This is a genomic window from Sphingomonas sp. OTU376 (assembly GCF_038440415.1).
In the GTDB taxonomy this organism is placed as follows: Bacteria; Pseudomonadota; Alphaproteobacteria; order Sphingomonadales; family Sphingomonadaceae; genus Sphingomonas; species Sphingomonas kyeonggiensis_A.
This window is the reverse complement of sequence record NZ_JASATQ010000011.1, coordinates 30,480-54,935: the sequence shown is the minus strand read 5'-3', so window position 1 is coordinate 54,935 and position 24,456 is coordinate 30,480. Positions and strand designations below refer to the sequence as shown.

Here is a 24,456-nt window from a genome sequence, read left to right as displayed (position 1 = left end):
GGAACTGGATGACGCACCAGAGCATCAGCGCGCCGATCGGGAGTATCCACCAAAGACTGCCCATGGACTTGTCTCGCGTGCAAGTGGCTCCGGGGGCAGGGCTATCGGAAATGGACGGCGAGCGGAAGGGCTGGTCAGGGGGCGTTACCCGACATTAGCTCAATCGATCCCCGGCGAAAGCCGGATGCCGATACCTGCTAGGGCTGGCGCTTCCTTATGGTCATCGATTTGAAATAGCCCTCGGACCCTGGCCCCACCCACAGGCCGATGCGCCCTTCCTCCGCGGGAAGCTTCAGGTCGTTGACGATCAGGCTCGGCTGGCCGGCGCCATTGATGTAGAGTTGCGCGGTGGTGCCGCGGACCACGAGCTTGAGCCTGGTCCATGCGCCGGATTCCAGATCGGCATAGGATTCATATTGTCCCGGATGTTCCTTCCGCAGCCGATGCCAGGGATAGTCGGGATGGGAGATATATTGGGTGCTGTGATTGCGCCGCAGCTGGTCGGTGGCCCTGCCATTGGTCGGGCGGATGTAGATGGCCTCGAATTTCTTCGAATCCTCCGAAATCCGGAAGGCGATTCCGACGAACCCCCTGGCATCCGTATCGTTCTTGACCGGTTGCCCGGCCAGCACCAGGTCGATCGTGAAATCCCTGGCCTGAACCCCATCGAGGCGCGCGAACGTGGCATCACTGGTGGCACCGGCCCGAACGACCTCCAGGCGAAGCGCGCGCGCACCACGATACCTCACGCGGGAAGCATCGACACCGACTGCAGTGATCTCCGCTCTGTCGAGCGACATGCTCCTTGCGGATGTCGCCGCGCGTTCCCGGGATTGCGCGGACGTACCGCCGGACGATGCAGCGAGCACCCCGAGGCACAATGCCGCGAGTTTCAAGGATCGGACTCTGGTGTCTCTCATCATCGGTGCGCTTTCCCCAGGTTGGATTCGCTATCCGTGCGCGCAGTATCCATCCATTGCCGTTCGTTCGGCGCCGCCCTTGCTGCTGCCAAGCTGAACGGAGGACGGCCAAGGCCCCCAAACCCGGGCGGTACCAGCTTTCAGTTTCCTTGGTTCCCCAGCGAAGGCCGGGGCCAGGTCCGACGAACCATCGATGGCGCGGGAACCTCTCGAACGACATTGCAACTGGGCCCCGGCCTTCGCCGGAGAACTGGATTTCGATACGCCCTAGCGCTCCTCGCCCCGCCGGTCATCCGGCCGCGCGCGATCCTGCGGTCCCGGCGTATCCGGTGCACGGTCGCGCCGTGGCCTGCGGTCCTCGGCCGGGCGCGCGTCGATCGGCGCTTCGCCCTGCTCGTCGGGATCGACGCCCTGCGGTACCACCTGGGTCTCGATGCCGCTGCCCTGGATGAACTCGCCGACGCCGTTCAGCACATCGTCGAGCGTGGTATCATTGCCGTCGGGTTCCACCGTCGGCTCGGGCGGCGGGATGCGCAGGTCGAGCGCGCGGGTCATGAAGTCGCGCCAGACGCGTGCCGGCAGGCCGCTGCCCGACAGGCCGGGATTGGGCGAATTGTCGTCATTGCCCAGCCACACGCCGCAGACGATGCCGCCCGCATAGCCGATGAACAGCGCGTCGCGATTGTCCTGGGTGGTGCCGGTCTTGCCATAGGTCGGGATCGGCAGCGCCGCGCCGCGTCCGGTGCCGGCCTCGACCACGGTACCGAGCAGGCTGCGCAGGTCGTCGAGCTGGCGGCCGTTGAACCGGGTCGGCCCGCCCAGGCGCCGCGCGAGCCAATCGCTCGCCGCCTCGTCCTCGCTCAGCCCCTGCGGGCGCACCGGATAGGAGCCGTTGGCGACCGAGGCATAGGCGGCGGTCAGCTCGAGCAGCGAGACGGTGGAGGTGCCGAGTGCGATCGAGGCGTCGTCGCCAATCGGGGTGGAGATGCCGAGGTCACGCGCCGCCTGGGTCACCGCGCGCACGCCGAACTTCTGGGTCAGCCGCGCCGCCACGACGTTGGACGAGCGGGCAAAGGCGCGGCGCAGCGTGATCTCGCCGGCGTAATCGCCGTGGGAGTTCTCGGGCTTCCAGTCGCCGATCTGGACGGGGCTGTCATCGACCATGCTGTCCGGCTCCATCCCGCCGCGCAGCGCGGCGAGATAGACGAACAGCTTGAAGGTCGAGCCCGGCTGGCGCCGTGCCTGGGTGGCGCGGTTGAACGGGCTCTCGCGATAGTTGCGGCCGCCGACCATCGCGATCACCCGGCCATCGGGATGCATCGCCACGATCGCGATCTGCGACTTGTTGAGCCCGGCGCCGCGCACCGCGCGCTCGGCGGCCTGCTGCGCGCTCAGCTCGAGCGTGGTCTGCACGGTCTGCTCGGTGCCGACGCCGCCGGCGCGGTCGCGCGCCTGGGGCAGCACCCAGTCGGCGAAATAGGTGCCGTTGGGCAGGTCGTCCTCGGACTTGGTGACGTTGAGCACCGCCGGGCGGATCGCGTCCGCCTTCGCCCTGGTCAGCAGCCCGGCATCGACCATCGAGGCGATCACCAGCTTCTGCCGGTCGCGCGCGCCCTTGAGGTTGCCGGTCGGCGCGAGGCGCGACGGGGCCTGCACCAGCCCGGCGAGCAGCGTCGCCTGGCTCAGGCTGAGGTCTTCGGGCTCGACGCTGAAATAATGGCGGGCGGCGGCGCGCAGGCCATAGACGTTGTCGCCGAAATAGACGTTGGAGAGATAGCGCGAGAGGATCTCGTCCTTGCTCAGCCAGGCCTCCAGCCAGAAGGCGATCAGCACTTCCTGCGCCTTGCGCCCGAAGGTGCGCTGCGAGTTGAGGAAGGCGTTCTTGGCGAGCTGCTGGGTGATCGTGCTGCCGCCCTGCGAGCCGCCGTCGCTGGTCACATTGTGGACGAAGGCGCGCATGATGCCGCGCGGATCGACGCCCCAATGGCCGTAGAAGCGCCGGTCCTCGATGCCGACGAACGCGTTGCGCACATAGTCGGGCAGCTTGGTCGCATCGACCGGGGCCGCGATCACCGCGCCGCGCCGGGCGATCGGCTTGCCCTCGGCGGAGAGCAGGGTGATCGAGGGCGGCGCCGGCGGCTGCAGCGACTTGGAGAGCGGCGCGGTCAGCGCCAGCCAGCCGACCGCGAGGAAGAACAGCACCAGCAGCCCGGCGATCGCCCAGCTCGCATAGCGCAGCCAGCTGCGCTTCTTGAGCACCACCGGCAGGTTGGTCGTGTAGCCGCCGGCGGGCAGCGGCGCGGCCAGGCCGGGCTGGATCGGCGGGGGTGGAGGCGGCGGCGGCGGAGTCGCGGCGCGGCGCCAGCGCGGGGCATAGTCCTCGGGCGCGGGCATGCCACCTGAAAGCTCGAGCGGCGGTTCGGGCTTTTGCGGCGTCACGCGCTTCAGGGCTTCGCCGATCCCCGCGCCGATCTTGTCGATCGAGGGCGGGCGCCAGGCACGCGGCTCGGGCTTCGGCGCCGGTGCGGGCGTCGGATCGGCATCGTCGCCGCCCCGGCGCAGCGGGAAGCGCACGTTCCGGGGATCGTTGCCGTCAGCCATTACTCGTCGAATCCGCCGCGTGCATGGCGCCCTTCTAGCGCAGCATCTGTGTTACTACAATAATACAGTTGATTACGAGACCGGCACGAATGCCAGGTGCTGGTAATCATAGCTGAAATCGGCGAGCGGCGAGAGCGCCTCCATGGTGATGCCGGTGACCTTGCCGTCCTTGATCTCGAAGCGGACGATCGCGTCCTCGCCGGCATCCTTGGCGAAGCGGGTGCGGAAGGTGTCGGGCCCCCAGGGCTCGAGCACGCTCTTGAACACCGGGGTCGGCGTGAAGTCGATCCACAGCTTGCCCGCCTTCTGGCTGACGACGACATCGCCGTACCAGGGATCGCGGTAACGCCCTGCATAGCTCGCCAGCGGCAGCGAGGGCGCGCCGGCCGGCGCCTTGTCGATGCCGCCCTCGACGCTGGCCAGCGCCTCGTCCTGCGCGGCCTTTTGCCGGGTCCGGTAGCTGGCGACCCAGTCGAACGCCGGCGCGTCGATCAGCCGGTCGAGGATCGCGTTGCGGATCGCGGCGGAGACGCTCTCCTCGACATTGCTCAGCACCGAGACGCCGATGCCGCGCGACGGGAGCATGCCGCTGTAGGTGACCTGGCCGGAAAGCCCGCCGCTGTGCTGGACCAGCCGCATGCCGCGGTAATCCTGGACGAACCAGCCGAGTGCATAGGCCGCAAGCACCGGGCGGGCGGGGTTGGTGTCGGTCGGGCCGTCGCTCGCCGAGGTGATCGTCTGGGGCTTCCACATTTCCTTGGCCTGCGCGGTGGACCAGAGCTGCCTGCCGTCGGGCAGCTTGCCCTGGGCGAGCTGGACCTGCAGCCACTTGGCCATGTCGCTCACGCTGGCGTTGATGCCGCCGGCGGCGTCGACCATCTTGCCTTCGTCGGGCTGCACCACTTCCTGCTTGCCGATCCCGCGCACCGGCGGCCCGAGCCGGGCATGGCGGCCGGCGACATTGTCGGTCTTGAGCGAAAGGCGCGAGCCGACCGCGTCCGTCATGCCGAGCGGGGCGAAGATCCGCGTCTCGACGAACTTGTCCCAGGGCGTGCCCGAGACGCGCTCGATCAGCAGCCCGGCGACGATGTAGAGGATGTTGTCATAGTCATAGCCGGCGCGGAAGCCGCGCGCGGGCTTGAGATGGGGCAGCGCGTTGAGCACGTCGGCGGCGACGTGGAGGCCTGCCGGGAAGAACATCAGGTCGCCGGCGCCCAGGGGAAGACCCGAGCGGTGGACCAGCAGGTCGCGCACCGTCATCATCTGGGTGACCGCGGGATCGGACATGCGGAACTCGGGCAGGTGCTTCACCACCGGGTCTTCCCAGCCGAGCTTGCCCTCGTCGACCAGCAGCGCGAGCGCGGCGGCGGTGAACGCCTTGGAATGCGAGGCGATGCCGAAGCGGGTATGCGCATCGACCGCGCCGGGCTTGCCGAGGGTGCGGACGCCATAGCCCTTGGTGAAGGCGGGCATGCCGGGGCGGACGATCGCCACCGCGACGCCGGGCGTCTCGAACGCGGTGAGGAAGGGTGCGACGATCGCATCGATCGCCGCTTCGTCGAGCGCCGCCGCGAGCGCGAGGCGGGGGAAGGCGACCGTAGCCGCGCCGCCCAGCGAAAGCGCCAGCGCGGTGCGCCGGTCGATGGTGAAACCGCTCATGTTCCTATTCCCCGCAAGACATGGTTTGCGAGGATGCTAGCGCGCGCCTCTCGCTTCGTCACCCCGGCCTTGAGCCGGGGTCCCGCTGCCTTGCCCCGCAGAAGAAGAAGCGGGATCCCGGCTCAAGGCCGGGGTGACGGGGCAGGGAACACCAGAACAGGGCTACGCCAGCAGCTCCACATCCCAGTAGAGCCAGTCGCGCCAGGTATCGTGGAGATAATTGGGGGGATAGCGCCGGCCATGCTCCTGGAGCTGCCAGCTGGTCGGCCGTATCGGCTGGAGATAGAGGGGCATCGCGGCCTGCTGGGGAGTGCGCCCGCCCTTCTTGAGGTTGCAGGGCGCGCAGGCGGTGGCGACATTTTCCCAGGTGGTGCGCCCGCCCTGGGCGCGGGGAATGACATGGTCGAAGGTGAGGTCGCGGTGGCTGCCGCAATATTGGCAGGCGAACTTGTCGCGAAGGAACAGGTTGAACCGGGTGAAGGCGGGGAATTGCGAAGGTCTGACATATTGCTTGAGCGCGATGACCGAAGGAAGCTTCAGCCTCGCGCTGGGACTTCGCACCTCGCGTTCGTAATAGGAGACGACATCCACTCTATCGAGGAACAGCGCCTTGACCGCCGTCTGCCAGGGCCAGATGCTCAGCGGATAATAGCTCAGGGGCGTATAATCGGCGTTGAGCACAAGGGCAGGGCAGCTGTCCGGATGGCGGATCAGATCGGGATGATACATGCGCTCCCTCGCCCAGTTCGTGGTGGCACGCATCTCGCCGAGAAGCGTGACGCGGTGATGACAGCATATGCCGCGACTCGCGGTCAAGGGCCGTTCTGATGGTTGTCCACACCAGATTTGCACCGAGCCCGACGGGGCGCCTCCACCTCGGCCATGCCTGGTCGGCGCTGCAGGCGCACGACTTCGCGCGGGCGAACGGCGGGGCGTTTACCCTGCGTATCGAGGACATCGACGGCACCCGCTCGCGTCCCGAGCATGTCGAGGCGATCCTGCGCGATCTGGAGTGGCTGGGGCTAGGCTGGGACGGCGAGGTGACGTTCCAGTCCCGGAGGCTTGGCCTGTACGAGGAAGCTCTCGACGATCTGCGCGCGCGCGGCCTGCTCTATCCCTGTTTCTGCACCCGCGCCGACATCGCCGCGAGCCTGACCGCTCCGCACGGTCCCGACGGCGCGCTCTATCCGGGGACGTGCCGCAGGCTTGAAGCGCCCGACCTGAGCAAGCCCCATTGCTGGCGGCTGGATGTGGCGAAGGCGCTGGCGTCGCTCGGCGATCCCGAACTCTTCTGGCACGACGCTTTCGCCGGCCAGGTCCGCGCCGACCCCGCCTCGGCCGGCGACGTCGTCCTCGCCCGCAAGGACGCGCCGGCCAGCTATCACCTCGCGGTCACGGTCGATGACGCCGCGCAGGGTGTCACCCATGTCGTGCGCGGGGTGGACCTGTTCGCCGCCACCCATGTCCACCGCCTGCTCCAGGCGCTGCTCGGCCTGCCGACACCCGAGTATCGCCACCACCCGCTCCTCCTCGGCCCCGACGGCACCCGCCTCGCCAAGCGCCACGGCGCGCCCAGCCTCGAGGCGATGCGGCTGGCGGGGGAGGATGGCCGCGCGCTCGCCGAGCGATTGCGCGCAGGACAACTGCCAGTTGGCATCGCCGCGGCACAGGCGTAGAGTCCGCGCATGATCTTCCTGGCCTTCCTGCTGCTCGCGGCGATGTTCGCCACCCTGTTCATCCTCATCAAGGGGCTGGTGAACATGGCGCAGACGACGAGCCAGGACCTTGAGGGCACCGGCGACGGCCCGAGCCCGCGCGCGCTCAAATCGCAAAAGCTGATGCAACAGCGCATCCTGTTCCAGGCGATCGCGATAGCCGTGATCGCGCTGATCCTGATCATGATGTCGGCCAAGGGCTGACGCGCGGGGCCACTGGCCCTTCATTCCCAAGGTTGCCTGCAATGACTCTCCAGACCTGGTGGCTGTTCGTCATGGCCGTGTTCCTGCTGTCGGGAACGCCGGGGCCGAACATGCTTCATATTCTCCAGCGCAGCGTCGATTTCGGCCTGCGCCGCACCGTCGCCGCGATGGCCGGGTGCCTGGCCGGGCTGGTGACGATCCTCGCCGCGTCGGCTGCGGGCCTGACGGCGCTGCTGCTCGCCATTCCCGGCGCGTTCGAAGTGCTGCGCTGGGGCGGCACCGCCTATCTGGTCTGGCTCGGCATCAAGGCATGGCGCGCCGACCCGACGCCGCTCGACGTCGGCGACGATGCCGCGCTCGCTGACCGGCGCCTCACCGCCGCCCAGCTGTTCCGCGGCGGCTTCGCGATCAGCATCTCCAACCCCAAGGCGCTGCTCTTCGCCGCCGCCTTCTTCCCCCAGTTCGTCAGCGCCGCCGCGCCCAAGGCCCCGCAGTTCGCGATACTGGTGCTCACCTTCGCCGTGGTCGAATGCTTCTGGTATCTGGTCTATGCGCTGGGCGGCCGCGGACTTGCCCGTCATCTCGAGCGGCCGTCGCTCAAGAAATGGTTCAATAGACTTACCGGCTCGATCTTCATCGGCTTTGGTGTGTTGCTGCTACGTTTCCGGCACAACTGAGTCCGCGGCGCTTCCTATAAGTTTGGGGTAAACAGGAGGATGCCCCATGACCTTCGGAACTTTCATCGCGCCTGACACCACGCTTCACGACGTCCCGGATCCTGCCGCCAAGCTCGGCGTGCCGATCCTCTCGGGCTATCAGACGCGCCACCAGATATCGGAGCTGCTCGGCCAGAACCGCATCTTCGATTCGATCGCCGAACGGGTCCGCCTGCTCAGCCTCGCCTATGAGGACCAGTGCTCGCCCCAATATTATTACGACATCGTCCGCACCCTGCGCGACTTCAACGGCCAGTTCGATCGGCTGGTCGAAGTCGGCGTCTATATGGGCGGCTCCACCGCCTATCTCGCCGGCTGCATCGATGCGTTCGACTTCGATCTCGACCTGGTCGATTTCCGCTCCGAATTCCTGCTCTTCACCTATGAGCGCGTCCGCCGCATGTTCCCGGAAGCCGCGCGCCGCATCCGCCTCTTCCATGGCGACGTGCCCAGCTATGTCCGCCATGTCATGCTCGAGGAGCGCGGCCGCCGGAACATCGTCCATCACGACGGCGCGCATGATTTCAACCAGGTGGTGAAGGACTTCTCCGCCTTGTCCTTCGCGAGGGAGGATCTGGTAGCGCTGATCGCGCAGGACACGCATCTGCGTGGCACGCTCGAGGAGATGAACTTCGTCGATCTGGCGCTCTACGCGGTGTTCGGCACCGAGCTGAACTATGCCTCGATCGGCGTCGCCTATCACGGCGATACCGAGATGACCCGGCCCAACCGCTTCCAGGGCAATTACTTCATGCCCGGCGTGGCCGAGGGGGTGGTGCTGCCGATGGCGGCCAACCAGTTCCTCTATCCCCATCCCGCGCTGGGGATGGAGCATTTCCTGCCGCCGCGCCGCGCGGATATCGCCCGGGCCGCCTGATCCGGCTTCCCCCGTCATCGCCCGGGGCGTAGAGTCCCGGGCGATGGTCAAGCTCAACAAGATCTACACCCGCACCGGCGACGACGGCACCACCGGGCTGGTGGACGGCTCGCGCGTCTCCAAGGCGAGCCTGATCATGGCGGCGATCGGCGATGTCGACGAGGCGAACTGCACGATCGGCGTCGCCCGCGCGACGCTCGGCCATCATGCGTTCGGCGGCATGCTAGCGCACATCCAGAACGACCTGTTCGACCTGGGCGCCGATCTCGCCACGCCCGCGGGGATCGAAGGCGCGCTGCGCATCACCCCCGGCCAGGTCACCTGGCTCGAGGAGCGGATCGACCATATCAATTCGGCTCTCGAACCGCTGACCAGCTTCGTCCTTCCGGCCGGCGCTCCAGGTGCCCCGGAACTCCATCTCGCCCGCGCCGTCACCCGTCGGGCCGAGCGCACCGCTGTCGCCGCCGGCGCCGGGGTGCAGCCGCTGGCCTATCTCAACCGCCTGTCCGATCTGCTGTTCGTCGCTGCCCGCGCGGTCAACCAGAGCGAGGCGGGGGACGTACTCTGGGTGCCCGGCGCGTCGCGCTGAGCATTTTCTAGTCAGGCGGAATCGCCTGACGACCCGGAAAATGCGAAAAACAAAAGATAAATCGCACGGATTCGATCTAATTCGAATCCGCGCGAAGCGATACCTTGGCATAGCTTTGCGCCGCGCCGGTGCGCGCTATCTCCCGGTAAATGAACAGGCTTTTGCGTGAACAAAATCGCCGGGGCTTTCGTTGACTCGACTACCGGGGGCAATCCGGACACCTATATCTCGCCGGTTGACGGTGATTGCGCGCGCCGCTAGGAGAACATAATGAGAACGGAAACGGGATCCGCTCCGGCTTCCAGCGCGCTCGGCGCGAAGTTCCTTCGCACCCGCGGGCTGAGCGAAGCGCTGGTCCGGCCGCTCTCCGATGCCGACGCGACGATCCAGTCGATGGACGATGCCTCGCCCGCCAAATGGCACCTCGCGCATACGACCTGGTTCTTCGAGACCTTCGTGCTGCGCGATCATGTGCCGGGCTATGCGCTGCACGACACACGCTGGCCCTTCCTGTTCAACAGCTATTACGAAGCCGAAGGCCAGCGCCATGCGCGTCCTCGCAGAGGAATGCTCTCGCGCCCCAGCCTCGACGAGGTGCTGGCGTACCGTGCCCATGTTGATGCCGCGCTGGCCGATGCGCTCCCCGATCTGCCGCCGGCGGCGCAGGCGCTGGTCCTGCTCGGCTGCAATCATGAAGAGCAGCACCAGGAACTGCTGCTCACCGACATCCTCCACCATTTCTCGGTCAATCCGCTCGAGCCCGCCGTCTGGCAGGGCGCGCCGAAGGTTCCGGTGGCGATGCCCGGCCCGGTCGGCTGGATCGAGGGGCGTGCCGGCCTGGTGGATGCGGGATTCGATTCAAGCGATTCAACATTTTCGTTCGATTGCGAGGGGCCGCGCCACCAGGCACTGCTTACGCCGCATGCGATTGCCGACCGCACGGTCACCAATGGCGAATGGGCGGCGTTCCTCGCCGATGGCGGCTATCGCGACCCGCGCCACTGGCTGTCGGATGGCTGGGCCTGGGTGAAGTCGGAGGGGATCGAAGCGCCGCTCTACTGGCGCCGAGACGGCGATGTCTGGACCCGCTTCGGGCTCGACGGCCGGCGCCCGGTCGATCCCGCTGCACCGGTTACCCATGTCAGCTTCTTCGAGGCGGATGCCTATGCCAGCTGGGCCGGCGCGCGCCTGCCCAGCGAGTTCGAATGGGAAGCGGCGGCATCCGCCTTCGACCTTGCGGGCGGCAACCAGCTCGACGCCGCCGGCCCGGTCGAGCCGCGCCCGTCCACCGGCGGCCCGGCCTTTTTCGGCGATGTCTGGGAATGGACCGGCAGCGCCTTCCGGCCCTATCCCGGCTTTCGTCCGGTCGAGGGTGCGGTCGGCGAGTATAATGGCAAGTTCATGAGCGGGCAGTTCGTGCTGCGCGGCTCCTCCTGCGCCACGCCGCGCGGCCATAGCCGGGCGAGCTACCGCAACTTCTTCTACCCCCATCAGCGCTGGCAGTTCACCGGCGTGCGCCTGGCGAAGGACCTGTGATGGGTTCCGGGCGCCAGCACCCCTTCATCGTCATCCCCGCGCAGGCGGGGATCCAGGGTTTCTCTTCCGCGTCGCCCGGGGCTCTGGATCCCCGCCTGCGCGGGGATGACGGACAAAGCAGAAAGGCCGGCCGATAATGCTGAAACAGGAACTCGAAGACGGCCAGACCAGCCTGGCCGATCCGCATTTCCGCGCCGATGTGCTGAGCGGCCTGGAAGCGCGGCCGCGGGCGATCCCGGCGCGCTGGTTCTATGATCGCCGCGGCTCGGAACTGTTCGAGGAGATCACCCGGCTCCCCGAATATTACCCCACCCGCACCGAGACCGAGCTGCTCCGCCAGACCGGCCCCGAGCTGGGCGCGCTGGCGGCGCGCGGCGCGGCGGTGGTCGAGTTCGGTTCGGGTTCCTCGGTGAAGACGCCCTTGCTGCTGCGGGCGATCGATCCCGCCGCCTATGTCCCGATCGACATCTCGGGCGATTTCCTCCGCCAGTCCGCCGCCGAGCTGGGCCAGGCCTTTCCGGGCCTGCCGGTCTATCCGGTCGAGGCGAATTTCCTGCGCCCCGTGCCGCTGCCCGAGCAGGTGACCGGCATGCCCAAGCTCGGTTTCTTCCCCGGCTCGACGATCGGCAACATGCAGGCCTGGCATGCGGTCAACCTGCTGCGCGCGATGCGCGAATGGCTGGGCGACGGCGCACGGCTGCTGATCGGGATGGACCGGGTCAAGTCGCCCGACGTGCTGGTGCCGGCCTATGATGATGCCCAGGGCATCACCGCGGCGTTCAACCTCAACCTGCTCGAGCGGATCAACCGCGAGCTCGACGGCACGATTCCGGTCGAGGCCTTCCGTCACGTCGCGCTATGGAACGACGATGCCGCGCGGATCGAGATGCATCTCGAAGCGGTGCGCGACATGGAATTCACCGTCGAGGGCCGGCCGTTCCACATGGCGGCGGGCGAGACGATCCACACCGAGAACAGCCATAAATATGGCCGCAACGGTGCCCGCATGCTGCTGCGCGCCGGCGGCTGGACCCCGATCCGGGAGTGGACGGACGACAATGACTGGTTCGCGCTGATCCTCTGCGAAGCCCAGCCGCTGCGGGTGGCGCCGTGATTGGAACGGGCACTGCGTAGCGAGGCTCCTTGTTCCCCGGCGAAAGCCGGGGAGCGGGAACGGCTAAGTGCCTAAGGCTTCAATTCAGCGCCCGGCGCCGGTCCAGGCTGCGGCCGAACGCGACGAACAGATAGATCGCGGCCGGCACCAGCACGATGCTCAGCACCACCTTGCTCAGCATCTGGCCGACCAGCAGCTCGCCGATCGGGAACACGCCGTAAAAGGCGACGGTGATGAAGATCAGCGTGTCGGCGATCTGGCTCAGCACCGATGCGATCGCGGCGCGCAGCCAGAGCAGCTTGCCGCCGCCGCTCTTCAGCGCGGAGAAGATGGTGACGTTGAGGATCTGCGAGATGCCATAGGCGATGATGCCCCCCAGCCAGATGCGCGGGGTGCCGCTCATCATCATCTCGAAGGCGTGCAGCCGGTCGGGCTCCATGCTCGGCGAGGCGGGGAGTGCCAGCACCAGCATCGAGAGCAGTACGGAAGTGACCAGCGGGACGAAACCGATCAGCACGAGGCGGCGGGCGGTGTCCGGCCCGTGCAGCTCGGCGACGGCGCTGGAGACCGAGACGAGCAGCAGGAAGGCGAAGATGCCGGCTTCCACGGCAAGCGGGCCGACGCCCACCCAGTTGCCGATCTGCGAGATCGGACCGAGCGAGACCTGCTTGTTGCCCAGCACGCCGGCAATGCAGACCATGCCGCCATAGAAGATCGACAGGAAGAAGAGCGAACGCGGGATGCGAATGGTGTCCATGGGCGGACGCTAGCGAGAAATGCCCGCATCGCAAGCCCCGGGGTCATGGACCTCGGGCACCCACTGGGTGGCAACGGGCTTCCAATGTAGGGAATGTTCGCGCATTGTTCCTTGGTTGCCGCCTCTCGGGGTGGCGCCGCTCTTTGAACCGTCGATACGCTGACATTTGCGCCGGAGTTCCGGTGTGAAATCAATGCGTCACCCTGCAACACGCACCGGTCCGGTGTGAACTTCCGTGTCGTCTGGCGTTTGGGCGCAACTTTCGACTCCGCAGGATTCCTGCTGTTCCTGGCCGGGTTCCATAGCATCCGGCGGGATATTGCAGGCGCGCTCCGCACAAGCTTCGCAAACGTCCGCGTATGGATGTGTCCGCTTGTGCGGGGAATGGAGCGGCTGGGCTCTGGCCTTGCGCCCTCCAGCGTGTATGGTGAGAGACTTGGGCGTTTGCCTGGGGGAATAAGCAGTTGAATCAGTTTCCGATCGGCATCTTCGGCGTGGTCGCGATCCTCGGGATCGCTTTCCTGTTCTCGTCGAACAAGCGCGCGATCAATCTGCGCGTGGTCGGCGCGGCCTTTGTCCTCCAGGCGGGCATCGCCGCGCTGGTGCTGCGGACCAGCTGGGGCCAGGCAGCGCTGCACGGCCTGTCCAACGGTGTCTCGGCGCTGCTCGGCTATGCCGGCGCCGGCACCAGCTTCCTGTTCGGCCCGCTCGCCAAGCCCGAGCTGGGCGGCCAGAGCTTCGCGATCGCCGCACTGCCGGTGATCATCTTCTTCGCGGCGCTCGTGTCGATCCTCTACCATCTGGGCGTGATGCAGTTCGTCGTCCGTTGGATCGGCGGCGCGATCGAGAAGGTGGTCGGCACCACCAAGGTCGAATCGCTGTGCGCGGCCGCGAACATCTTCGTCGGCCAGAGCGAATCGCCGCTGGTGATCCGCCCCTATCTCGCCCGGCTCACCCCGTCGCAGCTGTTCGCGGTGATGAGCGTCGGTATGGCGGGCGTCGCCGGCACTATCCTGGCCGCCTATGCCAGCCTGCTTGGACCGGCCTCGCTGCCCTATCTGCTCGCCGCCTCGTTCATGGCGGCGCCGGGCGGCCTGTTGATGGCCAAGATCATCATGCCCGACGAGCCGGTGAAGGCGGGCGAGCTTCCGCTCGGCGACGATGCCGAGGACGCGGCGATCAAGGTCGCCGAGCATGACATCGAGGAAGAGCGCGCCGCCAACATCATCATGGCGGCTGCTTCTGGTGCCTCGACCGGCGTGAAGATCGCCGTCGCGGTCGGTGCGATGGTGCTGGCCTTTGTCGCGCTGGTCGCGCTGGCCAATGGCCTGCTCGCCGGTGCCGGCAACTGGATCTACGACCTGACCGGCCATGCCGCCTGGGCGGGCTTCCTGCAGAATCTGAGCTTCCAGAAGATCATCGGCACGATCTTCGCCCCGGTCATGTACCTGCTCGGCATCTCCTGGCACGAGGCGACCGCGGCCGGCGGGCTGTTCGGCACCAAGGTGGTGCTCAACGAGTTCGTCGCCTTCATCGACCTGGGCGGGATGACCGATCTGGCGCCGCGCACCCGCGCGATCATCACCTTCGCGCTGTGTGGCTTCGCCAATTTCAGCTCGATCGCGATCCAGATGGCGGCCACCGGCAGCCTGGCGCCGAACCAGCGGCCGATGATCGCCAAGCTCGGCATCCGCGCGCTGCTCGCGGGCAGCCTGGCCAATCTGATGAGCGCGGCACTGGCGGGCCTGCTGCTGCCCTGATCCCTTGCGAGGTGCCGGCGTTAACCTTTTGGATACCGGCACCTCGTAAAATTACGTATATTCGCAGGCACAACGCTGCGCCGGGGGCGCGCTGTACCTGCCAAGAACAACCGACATCGGATGGAGAGCGGGTCGCGCGCCATCGAACGTACGTGCCGTGGATGCTCCGCGGCCTGGCGTCGGATGTGCGCTCTCCAGCACCTCAGTACCTGGAGTAAAGCGTGACCAATTTCATTGCCACCGGTCCGGACGCCCGTCCGCTCCGCATCCTGCGACGACCGCCGCCCACGCCCGGCGAGGAGGCGCTGGCGCGGGTTCGGGACTGCCTGGCACTGGCCTTTGAACCCGCCACCGCCGCCGGTCCGCATGCGTCGCGGCATTTACCACGCCTCGTTGCGACTACGAAACGTTCCAGACATCTGACGGAAGCATATTCTCCGCGGGTCACAACAATCACGCCGTCGGAGGCCGACATCCGCACCGAAATCTCCTTCCAGCCCGAAGTGCCGACCATGGACCGCAGAACCGACGACCGTTCGAAAATCTCGGTCTATCGATCGGCGATGCTGCGATGGGATGGCTATGAGGCGCTGTGCCTGATCCGCAACATCTCGCCGGGTGGGCTGATGGGCAAGCTCCACACCAGCCTGCCGCCCGACGAGCCGGTGACGGTGGAGATCCGATCGGGAAACCATATCGCGGGCCGCGTCGCCTGGTCGGCTGACGGTATGGTCGGCGTGCAGTTCGACGAGAAGATCGACGTGCTCGAGGTGCTGCATGCGCCGGTGCACGGCGAGCCCGGCCTGGTCCAGCGCATGCCGCGGCTGCACATCGCGTGCCCGGTAAGCCTGGTGGCCGAGGGCATGCGGGTGAGCGTCACCCTGATCGACGTGTCGCAGGGCGGAGTGAAGGTGGAAGCCGATTTCCTGCGCGAAGGCGACGAGGTCGTCGTCGGCGTGCATGGGCTTGAGGGCCGCCGCGGCATCGTGCGCTGGGCGCATGACGGTCGCGCGGGGATCGCCTTCCTTGCGGCGATCCCGTTCGACACGCTCGCCAAATGGGCGCTCGACCGCCAGGCCGAGCTGGCGGAAGCCGGCGGCGCCTAGCGCGTCGGCACCGGCTCCGCGCCCGTATAGTCATAGAAGCCGCGCTTGGTCTTGCGGCCATACCAGCCGGCTTCGACATATTTCACCAGCAGCGGCGCCGGGCGGAACTTGGGATCGCCGGTACCCTCGAACAGCACGCGGGTGATCTCGAGGCAGGTGTCCAGGCCGATGAAGTCGGCCAGGGTGAACGGCCCCATCGGATGGTTGAGGCCGAGCTGGCAGGCGGCGTCGATGTCGGGAATCGTCGCCACGCCCTCGCCCAGCGCGAAGCACGCCTCGTTGAGCATCGGCATCAGCACGCGATTGACGATAAAGCCGGGCGCGTCGTTCGCATGGACGATGCGCTTGCCGAGCGACTGGCCGAACTTCTCGACCGCGGCGACGGTGGCGTCCGACGTGGCAAGGCCGCGGATCAGTTCGATCAGGCCCATCACCGGCACCGGATTGAAGAAGTGCACGCCCATGAAGCGCGCCGGATCGGGCGATGCCTGGGCGAGGCGGGTGATCGGGATCGAGGAGGTGTTGCTCGCCAGGATCGCGTCGGCGCCCAGCACCTTGCCCACCGCCTCGAAGATCTGGCGCTTGATCGCTTCCCGCTCGGTCGCCGCCTCGATCACCAGGTCGCAGGGTGCGAAGGCATCGGTGCCGCCGACACAACGGATATTCGCCAGTGCCGCCTCGGCATCGGCGGCGCTGATCTTTTCCTTCTCGACCGCGCGGGCGAGCTGCTTGGCGATTCCGGCCTTGCCCACTTCGGCGCGCGCCTGATCGACGTCCGAGAGCAGCACGGCATAGCCCGCCTGGGCCGAAACCTGCGCGATGCCCGCGCCCATCTGCCCTGCACCGATAACGCCAACCGTCTTCATGCCGTCTCTCCTTTGGGCCGCTCCTATCGATTCGGAGTCGAATCGGCTAGGCTTGGCGCATGCTGCTGCTCGCTCTCCTCCTCGCCGTCCCGGCCCCGCAAGACGATCCCGAAAAGCTCTACGGCGACTGGGTGGTGGCCTGCGACAATCTGCATGGCTGCGAGATGACTTCGCTCCAGCCGGGCGACCAGCCGGTGCCCGAGGACGATTCGGCCTGGGACGCCAGCATGTCGCTCACTCGCGCTGCCGGTCCGGCCGGCGGTTTCACCGTCGAGGTCTGGGCATCCGGCAAGCTGGGTGGCAAGGTCACGCTCAAGATCGACGATGCCGCGCTCGCCACCGCGCTCGCCAAGGATGAGAGCGTGATCTTTACCGGCGCCGACGCGGCGCGGATCGCCGCCGCCATGCCCAATGGCAAGGCGCTGGTGGTGACGGGCGCAGACGGCAGGGTTGCCGCGCGCATCTCGCTTGCCGGCTCCTCGGCGTCCCTGCGGCATATCGATGCCAATCAGGGCCGAGCCGGCACCGTGACCGCAGTGGTGGCCAAGGGTAGCAGGCCGGCCGGCGTCGTGCCTGCCGCTCCGGTAGCCGAGCGGGTCATGGGCATTCGCCCTGCAGGTGCGCCGGCCGTCGTGACCAAGGCGATGCGCGCGGGCATGGAAAAGCAGAGCGAGTGCGGCGGGCTCTATGACGGCGCTGACAGCGTGCCCGAGGTCGAGACCTTCGCGCTCGGCGGCGGCAAGACGCTGGCGCTGCTGCCCTGCGGCGCGGGGGCCTATAATTTCAGCAGCGTCGCCTTCATCGTCGCGGGCGGCAAAGCGGTGCGCGCCGTGTTCGATGGCGGCGACGGCACGCTGGTCAATGCCGGCTTCGGCAACGGCCGGCTCTCCAGCTACAACAAGGGGCGCGGCGTTGGGGATTGCGGCAATGCCGGAGTCTATGTGTGGGATGGACGGCGCTTCCGGCTGATCGAGGCACGCTCGATGTGCGAGTGCCGCGGCTCGTCCAATTGGCTTATCACCTACCGCGCGACGGCGGTCTTCCGCTGAAAGTTGCGGGCGCGTCCCACTGGCCCTATGGGGCCGGCATGACCAACGCCCCCGATCCCGCACTGCTTGCCAAGGCCGAAACGCTCACCGAGGCGCTGCCCTATCTGCAGCGCTATGCCGGTGCCACTTTCGTCGTGAAATATGGCGGCCACGCGATGGGTGATCCGGAGCTGCAGCGCGACTTTGCCGAGGACGTGGTGCTGCTCAAGGCGGTGGGCATCAACCCGATCGTCGTCCATGGCGGCGGCCCGCAGATCGGCGCCATGCTCAAGCGCCTCGGTGTCGAATCGAACTTTGTCGGCGGCCTGCGCGTCACCGATGCCGAGACCGCGCGCATCGCGGAGATGGTCCTGGCCGGCTCGATCAACAAGGAAATCGTCAGCTGGATCGGCGCCGCTGGCGGTCGCGCCGTCGGCATCTCGGGCAAGGATGCCGGCTTGGTCACTGCCGAGAAGGTCACCGGCCGCGAGGCCGATCCGCTGCAGGGCATCGAGCGCCATGTCGACCTGGGCTTTGTCGGCGAGCCGACCGGCGTCAATCCGGCGATCCTGCATTCGCTGGCGGCGCAGGGTTTCATCCCGGTGGTCGCGCCGATCGCGCTGGGCGCGGACGGCCACACCTACAACATCAATGCCGACACGATGGCGGGCGCGATCGCCAGCGCCTGCGGTGCGTCGCGCTTCTTCCTGCTGACCGATGTCGCCGGCGTGCTCGACAAGCAGGGCGAACTGCTGACCGATCTCGATCCTGCACGTGTCGATGTGCTCAAGGCCGATGGCACGATCAAGGGCGGCATGATCCCCAAGGTCGAAACCTGCGTCAACGCGGTGAGGTCGGGCGTTGACGCGGCGGTGATCCTGGACGGGCGCATCCCGCACGCGATGCTGCTCGAGATCTTCACCCGCCAGGGCGCGGGAACGCTGGTCCACGCCTGATCCGGCAAGCGCCGGGGTTGTTGCGGGGCGCGGCCTTGCCTAAGTTCCCGCCCAACCATTCTCGGAGATCGCCTTGTCCTTTCTCATCATGCTCCTGCAGGTCGCGCAGTATCTGCTGTGGGTGCTCAGCTGGATCATCATCGTCCAGGCGATCCTGTCCTGGCTGATCGTGTTCAACGTGATCAACACGTACAACGACTTCGTCCGCTCGGTGTGGCAGACGCTCGAGGCGATTACCCGGCCGATTTATCGGCCGATCCGGCGGATCATGCCCGATTTCGGCGCGCTCGACCTGAGCCCGCTGGTCGCCCTGCTGCTGATCATCATCCTCAAGGACTATGTGCTGAACTGGGCGATCGCCCAACTCGCTCCAGCCGTCTACTGATCGGCCGGTGCCGGCCTGGCGGCGCATCGCGGATGGGATCGAGATCGCGGTCCGCGTGACGCCGCGCGCGTCGCGCGATGCCTTCCTTGCCGGCACCGACGCGCATTTCGTGGCAAGGCTCGCCGCGCCGCCGGTCGAGGGTGCGGCCAATTCGGCGCTGGTGCCACTGGTCGCCAAGGCGTTCGGGGTAGCGAAGCGCGAGGTGACGCTGATCGCGGGCGATACGTCGCGGCTCAAGCGACTTCGTGTCGAAGGCGACCCCACAGCGCTGGAAGAACTGGCGCAACGTCTCTATGGCGGGGCGCATGACGGCTGACATCATCGACGGCAAGGCGTTCGCTGCGGGACTTCGCGCCCGCGTGGCCGAACTGGTTCCCGCATTCCAGGCGGCGGCAGGGCGCGTGCCCGGCCTGGCCGTGGTGCTGGTCGGCGAGGATCCGGCGAGTGCGGTCTATGTCCGCTCCAAGGGCAAGCAGACCCGCGAGTGCGGCATGGAGAGCTTCGAGCACAAGCTGCCCGCCGAGACGACGCAGGAAGCACTGATCGCGCTGGTCGATCAGCTCAATGCCGATCCGGCAGTGGACGGCATCCTCGTCCAGCTGCCGCTGCCGAAGCATATCGACGAGCAGGCGGTGCTGCTGCGGATCAACCCGGACAAGGACGTGGACGGCTTCCACCCGGTCAATGCCGGGCGGCTGGCGACGGGCCTGCATGGCTTCGTTCCCTGCACGCCGCTCGGCTGCCTGATGCTGCTCGAGGACCGGCTGGGCGATTTGACCGGGCTCGATGCGGTGGTGATCGGCCGCTCGAACATCGTCGGCAAGCCGATGGCGGCGCTGCTGACCCGGGCAAGCGCGACGGTGACCATCGTCCATTCCAGGACGCGCAACCTGCCGCATTATCTGAAGCATGCCGATATCGTCGTGGCAGCGGTGGGCCGGGCGCACTTCGTCAAGGGCGAGTGGCTGAAGCCGGGCGCGACCGTGATCGACGTGGGCATCAACCGCACCGATGCGGGCCTGGTCGGCGATGTCGATTTCGACAGCGCGGCGAGCGTGGCGGGGGCGATCACGCCGGTGCCGGGCGGCGTCGGGCCGATGACCATCGCCTGCCTGCTGCGCAACACGCTGGTGGCCGCACACCGCAATGCGGGCGTGGCACTTGAGAAGGGCACGATATGATTCTTGCCGCGCTGATCCTTCAGGCCACTGCTCCGCAGACTGCAGTGGATGCCGAGCGGGCGTTCAATGCCGCTGCGCAGGCCAAGGGGCAGTGGACGGCGTTCCGCGAATTTGCCGCGAGCGATGCGACGATGTTCGTGCCGCAACCGGTGAAGGCGCAGGATTGGCTGAAGGATCGCAAGGACCCGCCCAAGTCGGTCGAGTGGTGGCCGACGGCGAGCTATGTCTCGTGCGACGGCAGGTTGGCGGTGAATACCGGTGGCTGGAAGCGGCCGGACGGGTCGGTGGGTTATTTCAGCACGGTGTGGCGCAAGGAAACGGGCGGCAGCTGGAAATGGATCGTCGATGGCGGGGACGCCCTGAAGGAGGCGCGACCGCGCCCGGCAGAGCCGATCGTCGTACGGGCGACCTGCGGACCCGACGGGGGGAGCATCTCATCGATTGCCGCACCCGCCGATGCGAAGGTCGGTTATGGCGAGTCGCCCGATGCAACGATCAGCTGGTACTGGCAGGTTACGCCTGACGGCGCGCGGCACTTCAACGCCTCGATCTGGAACGGCGAGGCAGATACCTCCGTCCTGACCGACGACATCGCGGCGCCCGCCAAATGATCGAGCTTTTCATCTCCACCTTCATCACCTTCTTCGTGGTGATCGATCCGCCGGGCTGCGCGCCGATCTTCGCGGGGCTGACTGCGGGCACCAGCGTGGCGCATCGCCGCGCCATGGCGCTGCGTGCGGTGGTGGTCGCGGCGATCATCCTGTTCGGCTTCGCGCTGTTCGGCGAGGCGCTGCTGCGTGCGCTCGGCATCAGCCTCAATGCCTTCAAGATCGCCGGCGGCATCATGCTGTTCCTGATCGCGCTCGAGATGGTGTTCGAGAAGCGAACCGAGCGGCGCGAGGACCGGGCCGAGAAGATCAAGGCCGAGGAACCGACCGACATCTCGATCTTCCCGATGGCGATGCCGATGATCGCGGGGCCGGGTTCGATCGCCTCGACCATGCTGCTGATGTCGCAGAACAACGGCATCGAGCGCACCGCCGTGGTGCTGGCGGCTATGGCGGCGATTCTGGTGCTCACCCTGCTTGCGCTGCTGGCCGCGGGCCCGTTGATGCGGGTGGTCGGCGCCAAGATCGAGGCGGTGGTGTCGCGGCTGCTCGGCGTGTTGCTCGGCGCGCTGGCGGTGCAGTTCGTGATTGACGGGATCAGCGCCGCGCTGGTCGCCGGGCGGGCGGTTACGGGGCACTAGGTTTCGTCATCCCGGCCTTGAGTCGGGATCCCGCTTCTTCTTTGGCAGCCAGACAGCGGGACCCCGGCTCAAGGCCGGGGTGACGGTGTAGGTTAGCGAGTAGCGGCCTTCGCCGGCGCATCCGGCAAGTCGTAGCGGATCTTCCACAGCTGGAACGGCAGCGGCGTGCCCGGGCGGACTTCGCGCAGCGTCACCGGCTCGAGCCAGTTCGGCACCTGGCCCTTGATCAGCTGGGAGTAGAAGCCGTTGGGGCCGCGGGCGCGGTAGAGCGTCGTCTCGGACATGTTCGGGCAGATCAACAGATACTGCGCGCCATGCGCCTTGGCGATCGGGCGGAAGTTTGGCGTCGGCCAGGTGAAGGCGTGGTGGACGTCGAGGATCGCCCGGCCGTTGCGATGATAGGGGCCCGCGATCGCACTGTGGTGCGTGGTGACGATCAGGCGCGGCCCGAGATCGACATGGGTGAAGATCGTCGCGGCCGGGATGTCGTTGAGCATGCGCAGGTTGCTCAGCCGGGCGCAGGCGGCATTGGCGGCGACGATCTTGTCCGGTGCGGCAGGCTTGCCCGGCTTCACGCCCTTGTCCGCCGAGAAGAAGGGCATGACCAGGCCGGCCCAGAGGCCCGACAACAGCAGGAAGGCGAGGACGGTGCCGAACACCCGGATCAGCACGCCGAGGATGCGCGCGGGCACCGCGCCGATCCAGCGGGCGAAGGGCTCGCGGATGCCCAGGAACCAGGGCACGATCACCACCAGCAGCGCGACCGAGCCGGGCACGGCGAGCAGCTGTGCGGCCGGGGCGGCGCGGACCTGCCAGAGCAGCATCGCGCTGGCGAAGGCAGTGAACAGTGCAACCGCCGCCCAGCCGACCAGCGCCTCGCTGCGGCGTGCGCGCCAGGTGGCGAACAGCGCGCCGATCACGCCGATTACCGGCAGCACCGCCATCGGGAAGGCGGTCTTGAAGGCGTGCTTGTAGATCGGCCGCGCCTCGCGGACATTGTTGAGCCAGGTATTGGCCAGCTCGTCGGACACCTGCTCGGGTCGGCCCAGGCATTGCGGGAAGAGCAGGGCGAAGCCGGCGACGATCACCGCGCCGGCGGCCGCGGCCACGGCGAGGCGGACCCAGCGATTGGCCGGGTTGAGCAGCGACAGCCCGAACAGCAGCGCGCCGGCGGCGATCATGACGGTGAGCCAGACCGGGGTGAGCGCGTCGCAGCGCAGCACCTGGTTGGCGTTGGAGGCAAAGACCGCGAAGCCGAAGGCCGAGCCGCCGCCGAGAGTCAGCGCATAGACCTGCATGCGGCGGACATCTTCGCGGTCCCAGATCCAGCGCAGCGCGATGATCGCCCCGGCCATCGCGCAATAGGGCAGCATCTCGAGCCCGATAGTGAGCGAGGCGGCGCTGGCCAGGCCGACCGTGGCGCCGCCGCGGGCGCGCTTCGGGTCCGCCAGACCGGCGACGGTGAGCGCCAGGAAGGCAAGCTGCCAGCCATGATGATCGATCCGCATCGGCGCGTACATCGACATGGTCGAGGTGCAGCCCATCAGCACGACCAGCGCCACCGGCCAGGCCCAGGGCGCGATCAGCCGGCGTACCGCGAGCGACAGGCCGGCCATCGCCACCGACAGGGGGAGCAACGGCGCGAGTCCGCACGCCCAGCGCTCCGCCGTGGCGATGCCGACGAACGGCTTGAAGGCGAGGATCAGCCCGGCGAGCGGCAGATCGACCAGGCGCGACCAGTGGATGTCCGCTCCGCCCAGCGCCGGATCGAGGCGATACTGGCGAAGGTCGTACCAGCCCTGGCCGGCCAGCCAGGCGCGGACCTGCATCAGCCGCATGTTGTCGTCGGTATCGCCGAGCAGCAGCCAATAGATGTTGCCCTGGCGATCGTGGAGGAACCAGGCGACGACGCAGAGCCAGAAGAGCGCCATCCAGCGCAGCCAGTTGCGGTCCAATTCTCGATCGAGGCGGAACCCGCCCAGTACGTCCGGCTTCAAAATCGCTTCCCTCGCATTGATGCAGGCATTAGGGCCGGCGCTCGGCACTGGGCAAGCGATAGTGACAGCAGTACTCAAGCGATTTGAAGAGATGTGGGCGAATGGCGTGCTGGGGCAGCTCGTCCGCTTCGGCATTGTGGGACTGGCGTCGACCTTCGTCTATGCCCTGGTCTACTGGCCGCTCGCCACTTATGCGATCCCGCCGGTGCTCGCCTCGATCGCGGGTTTCCTGGTTGCGGTCGTGTTCGGCTATGTCTTCCACAGCCGCTGGAGCTTCAAGGGGCACGAGGCCGAAGGCGGCGTCGGCACCCAGTCCAAGTTCGTCGCGGTCCAGTCGGTCGGCATGGCGATGAACGCTACCTTCACCTGGATCTGCACCGGCCCGCTGCATCAGCCGACCTGGGTTCCGCTGCTGCCCGTGGTCTTCGTGACCCCTGTCGTTACCTTCGCGCTCAACCGTTATCTGGTGTTCAAATAAGATGGACCGCATCGTCTACGAGCGCATGGCCGCGCATGACACCACCCATTGGTGGTACCGCGCCCGCCGCGAGATCCTTTCCGACTATCTGACGCGCTACGGCGCGCTTCCAGACGGCGCGCGCATCCTCGAGATCGGCTGCGGCACCGGCCACAACCTGCCGATGCTCGCCCAGTTCGGCGAGATCGACGCGATAGAGATCGACGAGACCGCCGCCGCCAAGGCGAGCGAGCGGCTGGGCAAACAGGTCGGCTCCTCGCCGCTGCCTGAGCTGACCGGTGTGGCCGATGCGAGCTACGACCTGGTCGCGGTGCTCGACGTGGTCGAGCATGTCGAGGACGATGTCGCGGCATTGAAGGCGATCGCGCGCGTGCTCAAGCCGGGCGGCAAGATCCTGATTACGGTGCCCGCGCACCAGTGGATGTGGAGCGCACATGACGTGGTGAACCACCACAAGCGCCGCTATTCCAAGGGCACGCTGGTCGCTTCGCTGCAAAAGGCGGGGCTGGGCTGGCGCAAGCTGCGCTGGTTCAACTCGCTGCTGTTCCCGGTCGCCGTGGCGGCGCGCTTCGTCGGCAAGCTGACGGGCAAGGACGACAGTGACGATTCGCCGCCACCCAAGCCGCTCAATGCCGCGTTCGAGGCGGTGTTCGGGCTGGAGCGCCACCTGCTCGGCCGGCTGCCGATGCCGCCGGGCCTGTCGATCATCGTGCTGGCCGAGCCGAAGAAGTAACCGTCATCCCGCCTTTCGCCAGGATGACG

The 24,456-nt window shown here is 67.3% G+C and carries 25 protein-coding genes; 18 read left to right on the top strand and 7 right to left on the bottom strand.

Annotated elements, in window-relative coordinates; all coding sequences use genetic code 11:
- Positions 1–197 precede the first annotated feature (197 nt).
- The 4 genes from AAHM44_RS07120 to AAHM44_RS07105 all read right to left on the bottom strand — a co-directional run bounded on the left by AAHM44_RS07120 (position 198) and on the right by AAHM44_RS07105 (position 5,909).
- A complete protein-coding gene (locus AAHM44_RS07120) occupies positions 198–896 on the bottom strand; it encodes a hypothetical protein (protein WP_342249516.1) in 699 nt (232 codons plus the stop codon).
- Between the two features lie 291 nt (positions 897–1,187).
- The gene (locus tag AAHM44_RS07115; RefSeq protein ID WP_446745966.1) at positions 1,188–3,314 is read right to left on the bottom strand and encodes a transglycosylase domain-containing protein; all 2,127 of its coding nucleotides are present in this window, start codon (positions 3,312–3,314) and stop codon (positions 1,188–1,190) included.
- Between the two features lie 279 nt (positions 3,315–3,593).
- The gene (locus tag AAHM44_RS07110; RefSeq protein ID WP_342249514.1) at positions 3,594–5,180 is read right to left on the bottom strand and encodes a serine hydrolase; all 1,587 of its coding nucleotides are present in this window, start codon (positions 5,178–5,180) and stop codon (positions 3,594–3,596) included.
- A 162-nt stretch (positions 5,181–5,342) separates the two neighbouring features.
- A complete protein-coding gene (locus tag AAHM44_RS07105) occupies positions 5,343–5,909 on the bottom strand; it encodes an HNH endonuclease (RefSeq protein ID WP_184164112.1) in 567 nt (188 codons plus the stop codon).
- A gap of 98 nt (positions 5,910–6,007) precedes the next feature.
- Here AAHM44_RS07105 and gluQRS point away from each other — a divergent pair, with 98 nt between their 5' ends.
- The 7 genes from gluQRS to egtD all read left to right on the top strand — a co-directional run bounded on the left by gluQRS (position 6,008) and on the right by egtD (position 11,931).
- Positions 6,008–6,856 (top strand): tRNA glutamyl-Q(34) synthetase GluQRS, encoded by an 849-nt coding sequence (gene gluQRS / locus AAHM44_RS07100; protein WP_342249513.1) that lies wholly within the window; start codon positions 6,008–6,010, stop codon positions 6,854–6,856.
- Positions 6,857–6,865: 9 nt separating this feature from the next.
- The gene (locus tag AAHM44_RS07095) at positions 6,866–7,099 is read left to right on the top strand and encodes a twin transmembrane helix small protein (RefSeq protein WP_184000342.1); all 234 of its coding nucleotides are present in this window, start codon (positions 6,866–6,868) and stop codon (positions 7,097–7,099) included.
- Between the two features lie 41 nt (positions 7,100–7,140).
- On the top strand, positions 7,141–7,776 hold the full coding sequence (locus AAHM44_RS07090; protein WP_342249512.1) for a LysE family translocator: 636 nt from the start codon (positions 7,141–7,143) through the stop codon (positions 7,774–7,776).
- Between the two features lie 46 nt (positions 7,777–7,822).
- On the top strand, positions 7,823–8,692 hold the full coding sequence (locus tag AAHM44_RS07085; protein WP_342249511.1) for a class I SAM-dependent methyltransferase: 870 nt from the start codon (positions 7,823–7,825) through the stop codon (positions 8,690–8,692).
- A gap of 43 nt (positions 8,693–8,735) precedes the next feature.
- Positions 8,736–9,281, top strand: coding sequence for a cob(I)yrinic acid a,c-diamide adenosyltransferase (locus AAHM44_RS07080; protein WP_269573070.1), 546 nt, complete (start codon positions 8,736–8,738; stop codon positions 9,279–9,281).
- A gap of 270 nt (positions 9,282–9,551) precedes the next feature.
- The gene (gene egtB, locus AAHM44_RS07075) at positions 9,552–10,817 is read left to right on the top strand and encodes an ergothioneine biosynthesis protein EgtB (RefSeq protein ID WP_342249510.1); all 1,266 of its coding nucleotides are present in this window, start codon (positions 9,552–9,554) and stop codon (positions 10,815–10,817) included.
- Positions 10,818–10,953: 136 nt separating this feature from the next.
- Positions 10,954–11,931 (top strand): L-histidine N(alpha)-methyltransferase, encoded by a 978-nt coding sequence (egtD, locus tag AAHM44_RS07070; RefSeq protein WP_269573068.1) that lies wholly within the window; start codon positions 10,954–10,956, stop codon positions 11,929–11,931.
- 79 nt (positions 11,932–12,010) lie between these two features.
- Here the strand turns inward: egtD and AAHM44_RS07065 are convergent, their stop codons facing one another.
- The gene (locus AAHM44_RS07065; RefSeq protein ID WP_184164132.1) at positions 12,011–12,688 is read right to left on the bottom strand and encodes a queuosine precursor transporter; all 678 of its coding nucleotides are present in this window, start codon (positions 12,686–12,688) and stop codon (positions 12,011–12,013) included.
- 464 nt (positions 12,689–13,152) lie between these two features.
- Here AAHM44_RS07065 and AAHM44_RS07060 point away from each other — a divergent pair, with 464 nt between their 5' ends.
- Both AAHM44_RS07060 and AAHM44_RS07055 read left to right on the top strand, forming a co-directional pair.
- Complete coding sequence (locus tag AAHM44_RS07060) at positions 13,153–14,448, top strand: NupC/NupG family nucleoside CNT transporter (protein WP_184164135.1); 1,296 nt, start codon at positions 13,153–13,155, stop codon at positions 14,446–14,448.
- 512 nt (positions 14,449–14,960) lie between these two features.
- Positions 14,961–15,554: a PilZ domain-containing protein gene (locus tag AAHM44_RS07055; protein ID WP_342249509.1), complete on the top strand. Its 594-nt coding sequence runs from the start codon at positions 14,961–14,963 to the stop codon at positions 15,552–15,554.
- Here AAHM44_RS07055 and AAHM44_RS07050 read toward each other — a convergent pair.
- Complete coding sequence (locus AAHM44_RS07050) at positions 15,551–16,420, bottom strand: 3-hydroxyacyl-CoA dehydrogenase NAD-binding domain-containing protein (protein ID WP_269573066.1); 870 nt, start codon at positions 16,418–16,420, stop codon at positions 15,551–15,553. The two genes, AAHM44_RS07055 and AAHM44_RS07050, sit on opposite strands and share 4 nt — an antisense overlap.
- 59 nt (positions 16,421–16,479) lie before the next feature.
- Between AAHM44_RS07050 and AAHM44_RS07045 the strand changes: the two genes are divergently transcribed.
- From AAHM44_RS07045 to AAHM44_RS07015, 7 genes are all read left to right on the top strand, one after another.
- Positions 16,480–17,469, top strand: a complete 990-nt coding sequence (locus AAHM44_RS07045) for a DUF1176 domain-containing protein (RefSeq protein ID WP_342249508.1) — start codon at positions 16,480–16,482, stop codon at positions 17,467–17,469.
- Positions 17,470–17,507: 38 nt separating this feature from the next.
- Entirely contained in the window at positions 17,508–18,404 is an 897-nt protein-coding gene (gene argB, locus AAHM44_RS07040; RefSeq protein WP_269573064.1) for an acetylglutamate kinase, read from the top strand.
- Between the two features lie 88 nt (positions 18,405–18,492).
- Positions 18,493–18,789, top strand: coding sequence for a YggT family protein (locus AAHM44_RS07035; RefSeq protein WP_184165130.1), 297 nt, complete (start codon positions 18,493–18,495; stop codon positions 18,787–18,789).
- Positions 18,790–18,796: 7 nt separating this feature from the next.
- Entirely contained in the window at positions 18,797–19,105 is a 309-nt protein-coding gene (locus AAHM44_RS07030; RefSeq protein ID WP_269573063.1) for a DUF167 domain-containing protein, read from the top strand.
- A complete protein-coding gene (folD, locus tag AAHM44_RS07025) occupies positions 19,095–19,970 on the top strand; it encodes a bifunctional methylenetetrahydrofolate dehydrogenase/methenyltetrahydrofolate cyclohydrolase FolD (protein WP_269573062.1) in 876 nt (291 codons plus the stop codon). The genes AAHM44_RS07030 and folD overlap by 11 nt, the downstream gene beginning before the upstream one ends.
- Positions 19,967–20,581 (top strand): hypothetical protein, encoded by a 615-nt coding sequence (locus tag AAHM44_RS07020; protein WP_269573061.1) that lies wholly within the window; start codon positions 19,967–19,969, stop codon positions 20,579–20,581. The genes folD and AAHM44_RS07020 overlap by 4 nt, the downstream gene beginning before the upstream one ends.
- Entirely contained in the window at positions 20,578–21,219 is a 642-nt protein-coding gene (locus AAHM44_RS07015; protein ID WP_184164160.1) for a MarC family protein, read from the top strand. The genes AAHM44_RS07020 and AAHM44_RS07015 overlap by 4 nt, the downstream gene beginning before the upstream one ends.
- Before the next feature lie 92 nt (positions 21,220–21,311).
- Here AAHM44_RS07015 and AAHM44_RS07010 read toward each other — a convergent pair whose 3' ends face one another.
- Positions 21,312–23,150, bottom strand: coding sequence for an AcrB/AcrD/AcrF family protein (locus AAHM44_RS07010; protein ID WP_342249543.1), 1,839 nt, complete (start codon positions 23,148–23,150; stop codon positions 21,312–21,314).
- 127 nt (positions 23,151–23,277) lie between these two features.
- Here AAHM44_RS07010 and AAHM44_RS07005 point away from each other — a divergent pair, with 127 nt between their 5' ends.
- Positions 23,278–23,694, top strand: a complete 417-nt coding sequence (locus tag AAHM44_RS07005; RefSeq protein ID WP_311768414.1) for a GtrA family protein — start codon at positions 23,278–23,280, stop codon at positions 23,692–23,694.
- A 1-nt stretch (position 23,695) separates the two neighbouring features.
- On the top strand, positions 23,696–24,427 hold the full coding sequence (locus AAHM44_RS07000; RefSeq protein WP_342249507.1) for a class I SAM-dependent methyltransferase: 732 nt from the start codon (positions 23,696–23,698) through the stop codon (positions 24,425–24,427).
- Positions 24,428–24,456: the final 29 nt, after the last annotated feature.